The following is a 15,141-nucleotide window of genomic DNA, read 5'->3' as shown; positions in this document are numbered from 1 at the left end:
CGAAAACAAATGCTATTCACCAAGCAATCGGTTCTGCACCATCGCGATGTGTTTCTGGTTGCTGGCGTCATTTTGCCAGGAATGAACTTTGACGTCCCCGGACCTGAATTCTTCGAAGAATTCGCGACCTTGCAGTTTTTCGATCACTTCGTTGAACGTCGCACGCGGGGTGAACCAGTCCTTGTGGCGATGCTGAAGACGTTCGATATCGCGTTCAAGATCCGACATTTCCTCGATCGTGACATCGCGATCTGCCTGGGCGCGGCGGGTGTAATGGGGACGGCGCGGGGTCATCAGAATAAGGACCGATCTTTCGAACTGGCGTTCGACACGCTGCGAAAACAACAGATTAAGGATCGGCACATCCATCAATCCCGGCACACCGTCCGCAGATTTCGATGTTTCGCGTTCACTCAGCCCGCCCAGAACAAGGGTTTCACCGAATTTCATCGTGACGGTCGAATTGACATTGGTTTTGGTGGTGTCGAGACGAAATTCAAACACAACCGAGTTGGACGGGTCCGTCAGGAAGGTCCGTTCTGCGACCACATGCAACCGGATCATGTCATCGGGCAGGATTTCAGGCGTCACCGCCAGTTTGACGCCGACCTCCTTTTGCACCGAAACACTGTCACCATTCCCCCCCGAAACCGCAGCGGCCAGAATTTCAGTGCCAGAGAAAAATTCCGACGTTTGTCCGGCCTGGGCCACCAAACTCGGCTTTGCCAGAACCTGATTGTTGGCATCGGCGGAATTGGCGATGTTCAGTGAATATGTGACGGCGGGAATGCTGATGGCCCGGGTGATTGTCTGGGTGCTTTGTTCAAGCCCGGTATCAAGATAATCCTTGGTTCTGGTTGATCCATAGCCAAAACCGGCGGTCCCGGTCAGCGGATCCCCGAATTGCAGCTGCAAACCGTTCAGAAGGTTGATGCCGCGTGAATTGCGCACGTCTTCCTGCGTGCCGATCAGGACGACATCCACCACAACCATGCTGGAATCGGCAAAGCCCTGCTGCATCGGGTCGTTGGCGTTGTATTGCCCGGGTTGTGGTGCGCTATAGGGATCAGATGACGATCCATAGGGATCCGCGCCATACGGGCTGCTTTGACCATATGGGTTGCTTGATCCGTAAGGATCGCTGCCATACGGATCATTCCCGTACTGGGCCATCAGAATTTTGGCGTCGCTGTCATAAAACGACTGCCAGCCCTGAATACGACGTTCAAGATAGGCAACGCTTTCCGGTCCCATGACTGCGTCGCGATAGGCCGAGACAAAGGCCGATGCCCCGGCACGATCATCCATTGCCGCCAGGGACAAGGCCGTTGCCTTGAGAATTTCGGGCTGTTGTCTTGCTTCCGGTGCGACTGCAAGCAATCGCTTCAGGGCAGCTTCGGAAGTTCTCGGGTCCCGGGCGTAATAGGATGCAGAGGCCAGGCTGTAGAGAACGGACGGGTCGTCATCGCGATGAAGGGCGACCGCTGCGAAATATCCCTGTGCCAGGCCATAGCGCCGCTGATCCATATAGAGAAGGCCCAGCTGATATGTCGCCGAAAGATTTCCCGGATCAAATTTCAGCGCCTGCTTGTAACCCTGTTCTGCCAGATCAAACTTGCTGGCGTCACCCTGAACCCCCATCAGGTGATAGGTTAGTCCGTTCAGAAACTGCAAATCCGGGTTGGTGACATCAAGCTTCAGGGCCAGATTGATCAGCCGTGAAGCTTCATCCATCTTTCGGGCTTCCAGTGCCTCGATACTTTGGCGTACCAAAACCTGAACGGCATCTTGCGAAGCAGCTGATTGTGTAAAGGATGATTGTTGCGTGCGGTCATGCGTCGATGACGCAGCAGTGCCGAACCCCAAAGAGTGACCCGGTGTCAAACCCGCAGTTTGACACCCCGCGACCAGAATTGTTGATAAAATCAATGCGCCGCGAAGCGATGTCCCAAGCAACTGGCTTCGCTTGAATTTTTTCGTTAAGTCCCGCAACCGTCATTTCCCCACAAAAATCAGACGATGTGTGATCAAAACCGATGTGCCCCGATCAATTGTCCCGGATATGGCCGATGTCAGACGCACTGCCTTTCGGTGAAAGCAGGCAATCCGCACCGGATGATCCAAAAATGTAAAGTTGAAAACCGGCAAGAGTGCCAAAGCCGAGATCGCGTCGGCACTCTTGCCGGTGGTCGTCAGCGCAGTCGGTAAATGTCGTTATTTTTGGTAACCCGCCATACCTGTCCACCACCGGCACCGATTGCTTGGGCGTCCTCTTCCCGGGAAGTCGCAACCCAATTTCGTTTCGTGCCGTCATAGACAAAGATGTTGCCAGATTTATCAATCACCGTGGCCTTGCCGGGGACGTCGACGGCCACATCAATGCCCTGGCCTGGCAATCTTTGCCATTGCAGGTTGTTGCTGTGGACCCAGATACTCCCTTTCTCGTCGACCGCCCATGGCCGACCATCCTGATCAATGTCGATACGCGACGCTATTCCGGGAACGTTTTTCCATCCATTGCCTTCGCGTTTATGGATTTTCCCTTTGAAATCGACGATCCACACGCCTTTGGCGCTGGCACCGATATCCTTGGCTTGCGGGCCACTAACATGTTGCCAATTGGAACCGGACTGGGAGTAGATCTGACCGCGGAGATTGATAACCCAGGCCGTCGTATCTGAAACAGCAATCCGGTATCCGGCCCCTGGAAGTTTGGTCCATTTATTCGCCGTGCTCTCGCGTTTATATATCTGATAGCCGCTACTGTTGACTTTGGTCGGGCTAATTACATAGGCCGTGCCATCGGTGCCAATGGCAATGTCGGTGGCTTTGCCTGACACGCTTTCCCAACCATCGCTGCCATTTGTACCGGCGGTGGTTGTCGTCGTGATTGCATTAATCTGCGCCATCGGGATGACCGGGATGTCGGGCGCGCCTACGATCACTTTTTCACCGTCAAGAACAACCCTCGGCACAGTATTCGTCGAGGTCTTGCTCGGCATCAAGCGTGCCCAAAGCGCAGTATTCGGCTTGATTGGCTCCTGGGTCATCAAAGCCCAGTTGTTTGCAACTTCGTTCCGTCCGTCGTCAGTTTTAAGTAGGCGGGCAAGAATGACCGGACGCTGTGCGACGGCGAGTGCATCATTGACGAGCGCTTCCTGCTTGTTTTGTTCAATCGCGATGTCCGTCGCGATTGATACAAGGACAGATGCGACGCCCATGCCTACCAATGGGGCGAGTGCAGCACCCATGAACCCTGAGCTACCGATAGTAACGCCTTGAAAGATTTCTTTGGCGCGATAAGGCAGCATTTGAAGGGCTATGCGACCGGCCAGCTGCTTGAATGCAGGCGAAAGTGCTTCTGCCGCGGTGCCTCCGAGATAAAGCAAAGTGAATCCTGCCGCCGGCCCAAGATGCATGATCGAACTGATGGCAATACGAAGGTCAGGTGGTGCAATACCGGTATCGTATATGTTCGAGCCGACCGATGGACGTGACTCTATTTTGGCTCTCAGGCCCTTTTGCCAACTTTCCATTACAAGTTTCATCTCGGACGCTGATAACTTGCGGGTGTCTTGCACATAAGCTGCAATATAGGCGACCATGTCCCTTTCTGGTTTTGTCTTCGCGCCACGCTGGATCACTTCGAATATATGATCGTACACAGCCCCTTTAAGCTCCGGGGATGTTTCAGGTGCATCTTGTATCTGTTTCCACACTTCAATCCGATATGCTTCGGCATCGCTTTTGTTCATCTTCGAGTCTGAGATGAACTTTTCACTTGCCGCATCAACGCGCTTACGTTCAGCAATGACCTCTGCTGCGATCTCGTGTCCACCTGGGATCCCAAAAAGGCCGTTCGGGGTACGTTCGGCAGCTTGCCAACGCATGGTCGTATGTTCACAAGCTTCGTTCGACTTGACACTAAAAATGGACCTTACTGAATCTTTAGGGCAGGTCCAGCAGGTGCCGCCATCAATAAAATCGAAAATTTCACCCGCTTTGCAGGTTAGGGCCGCTGTTTTCTCAGCGGGCATCAAACTTTCATTTCGTAAACATGCATTGCCGGCCGTTACAGCCGCTGCTGTACGGAGAAAACCTTCGGGGCAGGTATAGCAACTGCCATTGAGGTCGGTAATCGTGCCTTCCGGGCACACCCGGTCAATGAATTCTGCACGACGGGCCGATTGACCAAACTTGCCACAGGCATCCCATGCATCCACAGGTGACCAGGTACGGCGAAAGCCTGCCGGGCACGACCAGCATTCGCCACCATTTCGCAGGTCTTTGAACGAACCGGACGGGCAGGATTTGTGTGAACCGATACGCGTTGCCGGTTTGTATTGGGTTGATACCTGCTTTGAACAGGCCTTGGGCGTATCTACGGCAAAACCGGTCCGATTATAACCGGCCGGGCATGAGAAGCACGACCAGGTCCCGATGTCAAAGAATGATCCACGCGGGCACTCGCCAACGGCCTTGCCAGTTTTGGTGGCTTTGCTGAATTCACAGGGAGGCAAGAGGGTATTTGTGCGTAAATCCAGTGCGCCGCAAAGGGCATGACCCGGTTCAGAAAAGGCTGCTTGGGTTTGTTGCGCTGCTGCATTTGATGAACTTGCCAGAATGCTGGCGGCAAACACAGTTACAAGAAGCAATGCCCGCCACACTATGTGACCAGACTTGAAACAGCTTTCCATGGATCCATCCTCAAGCAAACAACGCGCGCGATATCACTGTTGTCCCCTGACTGCGGTCAAAGCAGACAAGGTCATGGTGCAACTGCCATAAGGGCTGCCCTATGGTTTGCATTGGGGATGAGAAGGCGTTCCACGTCAGGTTTTCTGGTCTGACGGCGCCATCAGATTGCGACATCCCAGGGTTTTTCAAACCCCGGTCAACGCAGAAATGAGCGCCGTCAGACACGTCTTTGTTGATGCTTCAACTTCCGTCAAGCAAAGACACCCCAAGACCGGTCAAAGACCGATCAAACCTTTGAATGAACAAAAGATGCCTCACCCCCCGCACCGAGAATTGAACAGCATCACCGAGAATGGAATATGCAAATCAGCGCCGTCATACGTTTGATGCGCTTTGGGGATATGCCGGACGTTTTTTGGATATAGCGGACTGGTTCTAGACGTATTTGCGAATTGTCTCGGATGGAAGTTCGCCAAATTCCCGCTGATAATCCTTGGCAAATCGTCCCATATGCGAGAAGCCCCATTGTCTGGCGACTTCTGCGACGGTTTTCCCGTTCAGTTCCGTCTTGAGAATGGTCCTGACGCGTTTTAACCGAACGGTTCGCAAATAGGCAATCGGGGGCTTGCCATAGGCATCCATGAAGCCCTTTTGCAATCCGCGATACCCGCATCCGGCGGCTGCCGCGATGTCGGCAAGGCCGAGTTTTTTGTGTGCATGGGCATGGATATGGTCGCGCGCGCGTTTAACGTAATAGGGAACGATTTCTGTTACCGCGCGCCCGTTCATGACATCCTGATAGCTGTTGGGCAACAGGCTCAGGCACTGGGTGAACAGCATGTCCTTCATCTGGGTGGTTATGAACGGGTTTTGCACATCGCGTAACGGCCCATCAAGATTGTGGGCCACATAATCAACTGTGTGACGAAACACGTTCCATCCCGGCGTCGCCGGATCAATGGCCGGATTGAAACGCAATCCTTTCAAATCGACATCGTCGCCAACCAGCGAACGGGCATGGTTTTTCAGCTTGTTCTTGGAAAGGCGCAGGACGACTGCGCCAAAATCGTCTTCTGTGGCGCTGACCGGCACAGCCAGATCACGCATGAAGCCCGCATTGGCGGAAAATTCCAGCTCTTCGCCGCAATGTTGTGCGACACCCGTTCCACTGGTGACAAGATAGAGTAACAGGCCGTCATCATCTTCTTCGGAGGATTCAACACTTAGTCGTGCATTGCCAAATGTGACATGCATCAGATTGATGTCGTCACGTTCCACCGCGGCAACACGCGCATGAAAGTCCGCCTGCCGTCCCTTGACGTCAAGGTCGTGTCGCGCCGCAAGGTTCTTTATCGACTCACGAACCTCGTCAAGATCGCCCGAAGACAAAATCGTATGATTTTGCAGATAGGTCATCGCCGTCCCCCGACGTCCATACCCCAAAACAATTGTTCATCATGCCGATGACAGCGCATTCAAGGCTCGTGTTGCCCGTCGATGAATATATGCGGATGATAGTCTTTCGTAACGTAATAATCTATTGTTGATTGATTTTATAAATGACGCAATCGCTTCGTTCCGCCATTGCGCGCAAACGTACTTGCTGCAAGCGGGGCCGGAGTGGGGGCCGGGGCCGGGTCTTGGGCTGGGACTGAGGCTGAGGCGCGCAAGAGGACAAGACAAAGAAAAAGCCCCTGCCGGTTTCCCGGCAGGGGCTTCTTTATTTTGGCAAACTGCCAGTCTGATCAGATGGATCAGGCCATTGCAGCTTTCAGACCTTCGTCCAGTTTGTCGAGGAACTGGGTGGTGGTCAGCCATTTCTGGTTCGGGCCGATCAGCAGGGCCAGATCCTTGGTCATGAAGCCGGCTTCGACGGTGTCGACGCAAACTTTTTCAAGGGTTTCGGCAAACTTGACGACTTCCGGGGTACCATCGAACTCGCCACGGTACTTAAGACCCTGGGTCCAGGCAAAGATCGACGCAATCGGGTTGGTCGAGGTTTCTTTGCCCTGCTGGTGCTGACGGTAGTGACGGGTAACGGTGCCGTGTGCAGCTTCTGCTTCGACGGTCTGCCCATCCGGGGTCATCAGAACAGAGGTCATCAGGCCGAGCGAGCCGAAGCCCTGTGCAACGGTGTCGGACTGAACGTCGCCGTCATAGTTCTTACAAGCCCAAACGAAACCACCGTTCCATTTCATCGCACATGCAACCATGTCGTCGATCAGGCGGTGTTCGTAGGTGATGCCTGCTGCTTCGAACTTGTCTTTGAATTCTTCCTGGAAGACTTCTTCGAACAGGTCCTTGAAGCGGCCGTCATAGGCTTTCATGATGGTGTTCTTGGTCGACAGGTAAACCGGCCAACCGAGCGACAGACCATAGTTCATGCAAGCACGTGCAAAGCCCTTGATGGAATCGTCAAGGTTATACATCGACATCGCAACGCCCGAAGACGGGAAGTCGAAGACTTCGTGTTCGATGGCTTCGCCGCCGTCTGCCGGCTGGAACTTGATGGTCAGCTTGCCTGCGCCCGGAACCTTGAAGTCGGTCGCACGGTACTGGTCACCGAATGCGTGACGGCCAATAACGATCGGCTGGGTCCAACCCGGAACCAGACGCGGAACGTTCGAGCAAATGATCGGCTGACGGAAAACGGTACCGCCGATGATGTTACGGATGGTGCCGTTCGGCGACTTCCACATCTTTTTCAGGCCGAATTCTTCGACGCGCTGTTCATCGGGGGTGATGGTTGCGCATTTGACGCCAACGCGGTGTTCCTTGATGGCATTTGCCGCATCAATGGTGATCTGGTCGTCGGTCTCGTCACGTTTCTGAACCGAAAGATCATAGTATTTCAGGTCAACGTCGAGATAAGGCAGAATCAGTTTGTTTTTAATGAAGTCCCAGATGATCCGGGTCATTTCATCGCCGTCAAGTTCGACGATCGGATTCTTAACTTGAATCTTGCTCATAGAATACTCCCTTGCTGGCCGCTGCCGACTTGCAGCGCGGCTGCCATTCAAGATGGTTAATCTTTGTCTTCCGGCGCGCGAGGGAGCGCCCTGGCCGCGTCGGGAGCCCGCAACATACAGGAAGCCACCAGAAAATCAAAGAGGGCGACGCAACATCATTACTTTCTTTGATGAAATCGCCGCTTTCTGCGCGCGGAAGCGCCGGTTTTGCGCGCTTTGAGCGTGTGAAAAAGGGTAAGTTTGTCCGTGATTTACGCGGTTCTTTTTCAAAAACCGGTTCGGGGGATTTGAAAATGTGTCGTGCAATCATTTTCACGCCCCCTGTGATCAGGATCAAGGAAGCCGTCCTTTAAACAGGTCTAAAGTGATGGCGTGACGGGAAACAGACCAAGACTCCGATATCGTCACATCAGAAAAAAAGGGGATAGACATGATCATGACGACCGAAAACATCATCATTCTTGTCGTATGTGTGATCGGCTTTTGTCTGTTGGGGTTCGGCTTTAACAACCGCAATCAGAATTGGGGCGTTGCCCTGATGTGGGTTGGGGTTGTCACCATGCTGGGTCCGATTGCCTATCGCTTGCTGACCTTGTTCTGAGCCGGACAGCCCGCAAGGAACAATCAGCCAGGCACAATCAGAAAAAGGGCACACAACAGATGGCAAAACAGGGTCGGGGGGCCATGTTGCCGGATGTCTTGGCCCGAATGTCAAACCCGCAATTGGGGTTATTCCATTTTTTGGGGATCAAGCCCGTAACCGCGCAGGAACATGTCAACTGCGGCAATCACATGGGCATGCAAATCCTTGGCCTGCGGTTCCCAGCCGACATAGGTCATCTGCCGGAAATCGTAATCCGCCTTGAGCAGACTGGTAAAGAACACAGCCGCCTGTTTCGGATCGTTTTTCGGAAAATTACCTTCTGCCATCTGGCGTTCGAAAAAGGATGTGATGATCCGCCGACCGGTCATCAGGCCGCTTTCATAAAACACCTTGCCCAGATGCGGGAAACGCGGAACTTCCGATAAAAACAGCCGCATATACCGGATGGTGTCGGGCGTGGTCAGAAGCGTCATCAATGTTTCGCCAAAATGGATCAATGCCTGGCGAAGCGGCAATTGCGACAGTTCCAGATCCGCCATGATCGATGTGACTCGTCCCGTGCAATCGCGAATGACCGCTTCGAACACACCGTCCTTGTTGCCAAACAGCTCATAGATCGTGCGGCGTGACCCGCCGGCCTCGGCCGTGATCATTTCCAGTGTCGTGCCCGCAAGCCCATGTTCGCAAAACAATTCCCGCGCGGCTTCGATCATGGCTTCGCGGCGTTTGAGCGTTCTGGGATCGATCTTTTTGGCTTCAGACAAACGTTTGTTCCAATTCGGCACTTGACGGTTGGTACTGATTGGTACCATAAAGGCACAAATGGTACTGATCAATACCAAAAGGATTTACCAAGACGATGAGTGTGAAGAAAATCATTCTGCCCCTGATCGCAGCGGCGATTATCGGTGGCGGTGGATATTACGGGTTCTATTGGGTGACCGAGGGTCAGTACTTCGAAGGTACCGACAATGCCTATTTGCAGGCCGATGAAGTCGCCATTTCCCCAAAAGTATCGGGCTATGTCGGTGAGCTGGCGGTTGCCGAAAACCAGCCGGTGCGCAAGGGCGACCTGTTGCTGACCATCAATGACGAAGATTACCGGCTTGAAGTCGCACAGGCGACCGCAACGCTTGAAGCCCGCCAGTCCGCGGTTACGACCATGGATGAACAGATCGCCTTGCAGGAAGCCGCAATCTCGCAGGCCGAGGCCAATCTGCGCATTGCCCAGGTCGAACTCGACCGCACGACCGAAGATTACGAACGCTACAAGGATCTTGTGCAAAAGGGTGCCGCCAGCCGTCAGAAATTCGACTATGCAAAGGCCGACCGCCAAAAGGCACAGGCACAGGTTGCGGCTGCCAATGCGACCCTGTCGGTTGAAAAAGGCCGGCTTGGTGTGCTGCGCGCACAAAAGATCGAGGCCGAACGCGCTGTAACCCAGGCCAAGGCTGCCCGCGATGTCGCGATGCAGGCGCTTGAAGATACCAAAATCTATGCGCCGTTTAACGGGGTTGTCGGCAACCGGTCGGTCCAGACCGGTGCGCTGGTGCAGCCGGGTGAACAGCTTCTGGTACTGGTGCCGCTGCCCGGTGTCTATGTGGTCGCCAATTTCAAGGAAACCCAGATCGAACACATGGCCCATGGCCAGAAGGTAAAGGTATCGGTTGATGCCTTCCCGAATGCCGATATCACCGGCACAGTCGAAAGTTTTGCCCCGGCAACCGGCGCGCAATTCAGCCTGCTGCCCCCGGAAAATGCCACGGGCAACTTCACCAAGATCACCCAGCGTGTGCCGATCCGTATTTCGCTTGATGACAGCAAATGGGCGGCTGCCCTGCGCCCCGGTCTTTCGGTGGTGGTCGATGTCGATACCCGTGATCCTGACGGGTCGCAGCATGTGGCGGGCAGCGGTCTTGCGCAGAATGTGCTTCCGGCAACGGAAGTATCGGAGCTTAACTGATGAGCAGTGCCACCAATACCGGTAACCCGACTGCCATGCCCCAGGCGGGCGATCATGCCGGTCATGTCGACCGGGCCAAGCTGATTGGCTGGGTGGCAATGGTTGTCGGTATGTTTCTGGCGATCCTTGATATCCAGATCGTGGCAAGTTCGCTTGAAAACATTCAGGCCGGCCTGTCGGCAAGCCCCGATGAAATCGGCTGGGTTCAGACAAGCTATCTGATTGCCGAAGTCGTGATGATCCCGCTTTCGGGGTTCTTGTCGCGGCTGATGTCGACGCGCTGGCTGTTTGTGATCTCGGCCATCGGGTTCACGGTGATGTCGGTGGCCTCGGCCTTTGCCTGGTCGATTGAAAGCATGATCTGGTTTCGCGCGGCCCAAGGGTTCCTTGGCGGGGCGATGATCCCGACCGTGTTTGCCACGACCTATATCATTTTCCCGCCTGAAAAGCGGAACACCGCATCGGTGATGATCGGTCTGATTGCCACCATGGCGCCGACCATCGGTCCGACCCTTGGCGGGTTTTTGACCCATGGCACTGGCTGTTTCTGATCAATGTGTTGCCGGGCCTTGCGATTGCCGCTGTGGTGGCGATGACGTTGCGCGTTGACCGCGGGGACCCTTCGCTTCTCAAGGGGTTTGATCTTTGGGGGCTTCTGGCGATGGCGGTGTTTCTGGGCAGTCTGGAATATGTGCTGGATGAAGGCCCGAAAGATGACTGGTTTGATGAAACCGCGATCATCTATGGCACCATCGTATGCGTGATTGCCGGCATCTATTTCTTCTGGCGGATGTTTACCTATGACAAGCCGATTGTTGATCTGAAATCCTTTGCCGATCGCAATTTTACGATGGGCTGTGTATTCAGCTTTACACTCGGCGTCGGGCTTTATGGCAGTGTCTATATCATGCCGCTGATGCTAAGCCGGGTGCGCGGCTATGACAGTCTGGAAATCGGCATGATCATGGCGGTGACCGGGATTGCGCAGTTCCTGTCGGCACCGATCGCCGGGAAAATGACAGCCAAATATCCGCCGCGGGTGGTTCTTGGCATCGGGCTTGGTCTGTTTGCCACCGGCCTTGCCATGCATGGTTTCAATAACAGCGAAGTGTCGTTCAATGAACTGATCCTGCCGCAGATCGTGCGCGGTGCTGCTTTGATGTTCTGCATGTTGCCGGTGACCAATCTGGCCCTTGGGACCTTGCCGCCCGAAAAGATCAAAAATGCCAGCGGGCTTTATAACCTGATGCGCAATCTTGGCGGGGCTATCGGGATGGCGGCGATCAATACGCTGCTTGATAAGCGCATTGATTATCATTTCTCGCTTCTGTCCGAACATATCAATCCGGCCAGCACCGCCTTCAAGGAATATCTGGCCACCATGATGGCGCGTTATTCGGAAATGGGCATCGCCGATCCCAAGGCCGCTGCTATGAAATTCATCGTCAATCTGGTGACCCGCGAAGCTTCGATCATTTCGTTCAACGATGTCTATCTTGCGATGGCGGCTACCTTCTTTATTGCCTTCTTGCTGTTGCCTCTTGCCCGCCCGCCACGGGCAACTGCGGGTGGCGGTGGTGGCGCACACTGATCACAAAGGATCCAAAAAGCCGAAATCAGGCCGCACAAGCATTCCCCCGACCCCGCGAGCTTTTCCCGCTCGAGTGCGGCCTGGCCGGTCCCCGTCCCCCGGGGACCGGCATTTTTGTTCTGGAAATGGAAACACCCGGGTGGGGACCCGGGCGTTTCGACCTTTCGGGGGAGACTCCGAAAGGGACAAGATGCGATCGGCACGTAACGACCGGGGAAGTCGTTTGGTGCCACCCTGGGACAAGGCGATACGCATCTTGCAGGGATCAACAGCACAAAAAGCAACAGGTCAAAACTGCGCCAAAAATCGTGCCAAAGAACGCGCAAAAAATGCAAAGGGATCGGGCCCCGGCATATTTGGGTTAGCCTGCATTTTCCGGTGTTGCGGCCGCCGCCGCGATCCGGTCCTGTGCCCTGCGTTTGGCCGCATGACGATGTTTCGATACTGTTATCTGAATAATCCCGATCATCACCAGAAGGGAAGAGATCCAGAACACACTGTCATGGGTCGGCATCGGGGTAAGCGCGAACTGTGCCGCGACCATTTCAAGACCAAGCAGCACAAAGGGCAGAACGCTGGTCGACAGGATGTATTTTTCAATGCCGGCGGTTTTTATCGATCGCAGCGACAGCACCATCGCCGGACCGCGAAACAGGATCCCGATCAGAAGTCCGGCAATCAGCGTTTCGGTGCCAAACAATCCGCTGGTCGAAATATAGGGGATCGGCACCGGACTGATCAGGGCGATCAGGGGCGGCACAATCAGAAAGATCGATGCAGTAATCAGCAACAGCACCCCGGTAAAGCGCAGATGCGCCCAGGTATCCTTGATCTGGTTGTCGGGATGAAGTTCGGCCAGAACCGATGATGAAATCGCCGTGACCTCGGATGCCAGCATCAGCAACACCGCAGGATTGCCAAACCCGCCCGGCAGATGCCAGGCCAGCCAAAGCGCCCCGCAAATCAGGGTCGTATGACCAAACCATTCATATCGCCCGGGCGCCCGGCCCAGAACAAAGGTCGCGGCAAGGGCGGCCAACGGCATCCCGGTCTGGGACAAAATGCCGCTTTCCGGTGCGCTGATATATAAAAGCGACGCGGTCCAGGTAACCCCGGTCATGACACGCAGAAATCCATATGCCCAATTGATCGGCAAGGTGAATTGCCGCCACGGGATGCTGCGCCCCGGTGCCAGAAGCACAAGCGCGATCCCGCCAAAGACCAGCTGCCAGCAGGTCATGGCATAGGGATCAATATCAAAACTGGTAAGCGCAATGCGGTTGCATACCAGAAGCATGGCCCAGATGAATGTGGTGCCAAACAGCAGGAACAGGACAGGCATATGAAGAATTTTTAAAAATTATGATGGCGAGGGTCATGATGCATGAATTGCACGTTTTTGACGACGGAAATTTAACCCGACCAGAAGCCTGAGCAGAAGTCCGGCCAGAATCCTGTGGCGCAAAACGATGCCGCGATCAAAGCAAACCCCGCCGTGCCTCTGCGACGCGACGGGGTGTTGTGTCCTGTTTGTTTGACGGGGTCGGGGGAACAGGCTCCCTTACCGGATGCCTGCACGCAGGAAGGCTTGGATAAACTGGCGCTGGAAAATCAAAAACGCGATCAAAAGCGGCGCGATGGTCATGATGGTCGCCGCACTGATCACCGAAATATCGACCCCGGTTTCCGGCGCGCCAAACAGCGACAGGCCGACGGTCAAAGGCCGGGTGTCGGGTGAATTTGTGACAATCAGCGGCCACAGGAAATTGTTCCAGTGTGTGGCGATCGAGACCAGGGCATAGGCCAGATAGACCGGCTTTGCCGCCGGGACATAGACCTTCCACAAAACACCCATCCAGCTGCATCCTTCGATCCGGGCGGCTTCTTCAAGTTCGACCGGCACGGATTTGAAGGCCTGACGCAACAGGAAAATGCCAAAGGCACTGGCCATGTAGGGCAACCCGATGCCAAGGGCGGTGTCAAACAGGCCAAGCTTGGAAACGATGGCATAGTTTTCGACAATCAGGACTTCGGGCAGGATGAAAAGTTGCAGCAGAACGAGGATAAAGATCGTATCGCGGCCTTTGAATTCAAAGCGCGCAAAGGCAAATCCCGCCAGCGTGCAAAGAACCAGCTGCCCGGCAAGGATCAGGGTAACCAGAATGACCGTATTGGTGAAATAACCAATCCACGGCACTGCATTCCAGACATAGGTAAAATTCTCGAATGTCAGCGGATTGGAAAAATCCAGACCAAGTGCCGTGCCCGATGGCTGCAAGGCTGCCCATGTCGCAAACAGAAGCGGCGAAATCCAGACAATCGCCAGAACCCAGGCGCCAAGGGCATCGAGAACCTTGTCAAAATCGGGCAGGGCGCGTTTGGCAGGATGCGAAGCAAATGCAGTATTCATCGGTAATGGGTCCGTTTTTCAACCAGTCGGAACTGCGCGACGGCAACAAGGCCAAGTCCCAGAAGAACAAGGATGGTCATGGCGGCTGCGTGCGGGCTGTCGAAATAGGCAAATGCCATTTCCCAGATCCAGTAGAGGATCAGTTTGGATGCATTGTTCGGCCCGCCCTTGGTCAGGATGAACAGATGGTCGATCAGTTTGACTGAATTGATCATCGCATTGACGAACACAAAGATCGTGGTCGGCATCAAAAGCGGTAAAAGCACACGGCGTGTATAGGTCCAGCGACCAGCCCCTTCGATCCGGGCGGCTTCGCGCAAATCAGGCGGAATGGTCTGAAGGGCTGCCAGGTAAAAGATCATGAAAAACCCGGCTTCTTTCCAGATCGTCACCACAATCACCGCGGCAAGGGCGGTGTCGGGCTGCCCCAGCCAGTTGGTCGGCGACGCCCCGAAAAATCCGGTGATCTGATCAATAACCCCAAGATCGGGCGTATAGAAAAACAGCCACAAATTGGCCGCCGCAATCATCGGCAGGATGGTCGGGGTGAAATAGGCACTGCGCACGAATGATCGGGCGGGAATATGGGCATTGGCCCAAAGCGCCATGATCAGCGCAAAGATGATCGAGACCGGAATGGTCACCCCGGCATAGATCAGATTGTTCCACACCACGGTCGCGAATGTCGGATCGGCAAACAGGTCGCTATAGTTTTCAAACCCGGCAAAAACCGACGGGCGGCGCGTTGTGCCCCGGGTAAACAGGCTGTGCCAGAATGTTGCAATGGCCGGGTAAAAGGCAAACAGGCTCATCAATGCCAGGGCCGGTGCCGCAAGCATCCAGCCATAAAGCGCAAGCCTTTGTTTTTGAAGTCTTGCCATGTCATTCATGGTCGGCACGTCCGTC

Annotated in this window: 11 protein-coding genes and 1 pseudogene; 4 read left to right on the top strand and 8 right to left on the bottom strand. The window is 54.6% G+C overall.

Going from position 1 to position 15,141, the window contains the following annotated elements:
• Window positions 1-12: 12 nt before the first annotated feature.
• From M9H61_RS08625 to M9H61_RS08610, 4 genes are all read right to left on the bottom strand, one after another.
• Complete coding sequence (locus M9H61_RS08625; protein ID WP_250284596.1) at window positions 13-1,734, bottom strand: hypothetical protein; 1,722 nt, start codon at window positions 1,732-1,734, stop codon at window positions 13-15.
• A gap of 458 nt (window positions 1,735-2,192) precedes the next feature.
• Window positions 2,193-4,697 carry a tectonin domain-containing protein gene (locus M9H61_RS08620; RefSeq protein ID WP_250284595.1) on the bottom strand — a complete coding sequence of 835 codons (2,505 nt, stop codon included), beginning with the start codon at window positions 4,695-4,697 and terminating at the stop codon, window positions 2,193-2,195.
• Window positions 4,698-5,133: 436 nt separating this feature from the next.
• A complete protein-coding gene (locus M9H61_RS08615; RefSeq protein WP_250284593.1) occupies window positions 5,134-6,114 on the bottom strand; it encodes a helix-turn-helix domain-containing protein in 981 nt (326 codons plus the stop codon).
• 338 nt (window positions 6,115-6,452) lie between these two features.
• Window positions 6,453-7,667, bottom strand: coding sequence for an NADP-dependent isocitrate dehydrogenase (locus M9H61_RS08610; protein ID WP_250284590.1), 1,215 nt, complete (start codon window positions 7,665-7,667; stop codon window positions 6,453-6,455).
• Window positions 7,668-7,678: 11 nt separating this feature from the next.
• On the opposite strand from M9H61_RS08610, the gene M9H61_RS08605 reads away from it, so the two are divergent.
• On the top strand, window positions 7,679-8,020 hold the full coding sequence (locus M9H61_RS08605) for a hypothetical protein (RefSeq protein WP_170310256.1): 342 nt from the start codon (window positions 7,679-7,681) through the stop codon (window positions 8,018-8,020).
• 77 nt (window positions 8,021-8,097) lie between these two features.
• Window positions 8,098-8,268, top strand: coding sequence for a hypothetical protein (locus M9H61_RS08600; protein ID WP_170310255.1), 171 nt, complete (start codon window positions 8,098-8,100; stop codon window positions 8,266-8,268).
• Between the two features lie 128 nt (window positions 8,269-8,396).
• Here M9H61_RS08600 and M9H61_RS08595 read toward each other — a convergent pair whose 3' ends face one another.
• Entirely contained in the window at window positions 8,397-9,035 is a 639-nt protein-coding gene (locus M9H61_RS08595; protein ID WP_068517641.1) for a TetR/AcrR family transcriptional regulator, read from the bottom strand.
• Between the two features lie 95 nt (window positions 9,036-9,130).
• Here M9H61_RS08595 and M9H61_RS08590 point away from each other — a divergent pair, with 95 nt between their 5' ends.
• The gene (locus tag M9H61_RS08590; RefSeq protein WP_250284588.1) at window positions 9,131-10,234 is read left to right on the top strand and encodes an HlyD family secretion protein; all 1,104 of its coding nucleotides are present in this window, start codon (window positions 9,131-9,133) and stop codon (window positions 10,232-10,234) included.
• A pseudogene (locus M9H61_RS08585) lies at window positions 10,234-11,825 on the top strand (DHA2 family efflux MFS transporter permease subunit). Before M9H61_RS08590 ends, M9H61_RS08585 begins: the two are co-directional and overlap by 1 nt.
• A gap of 361 nt (window positions 11,826-12,186) precedes the next feature.
• Here the strand turns inward: M9H61_RS08585 and M9H61_RS08580 are convergent.
• The 3 genes from M9H61_RS08580 to M9H61_RS08570 all read right to left on the bottom strand — a co-directional run bounded on the left by M9H61_RS08580 (window position 12,187) and on the right by M9H61_RS08570 (window position 15,125).
• The gene (locus tag M9H61_RS08580; RefSeq protein ID WP_250284586.1) at window positions 12,187-13,167 is read right to left on the bottom strand and encodes an EamA family transporter; all 981 of its coding nucleotides are present in this window, start codon (window positions 13,165-13,167) and stop codon (window positions 12,187-12,189) included.
• Between the two features lie 219 nt (window positions 13,168-13,386).
• The gene (locus M9H61_RS08575) at window positions 13,387-14,235 is read right to left on the bottom strand and encodes a carbohydrate ABC transporter permease (protein ID WP_114113402.1); all 849 of its coding nucleotides are present in this window, start codon (window positions 14,233-14,235) and stop codon (window positions 13,387-13,389) included.
• Window positions 14,232-15,125: a carbohydrate ABC transporter permease gene (locus tag M9H61_RS08570; RefSeq protein ID WP_250284584.1), complete on the bottom strand. Its 894-nt coding sequence runs from the start codon at window positions 15,123-15,125 to the stop codon at window positions 14,232-14,234. The genes M9H61_RS08575 and M9H61_RS08570 overlap by 4 nt, the downstream gene beginning before the upstream one ends.
• Window positions 15,126-15,141: the final 16 nt, after the last annotated feature.

The sequence above is a fragment of the Thalassospira sp. GO-4 genome (assembly GCF_023588965.1).
GTDB classification, from domain to species: domain Bacteria; phylum Pseudomonadota; class Alphaproteobacteria; order Rhodospirillales; family Thalassospiraceae; genus Thalassospira; species Thalassospira povalilytica.
This window is presented reverse-complemented; position numbering and strand designations above follow the sequence as displayed.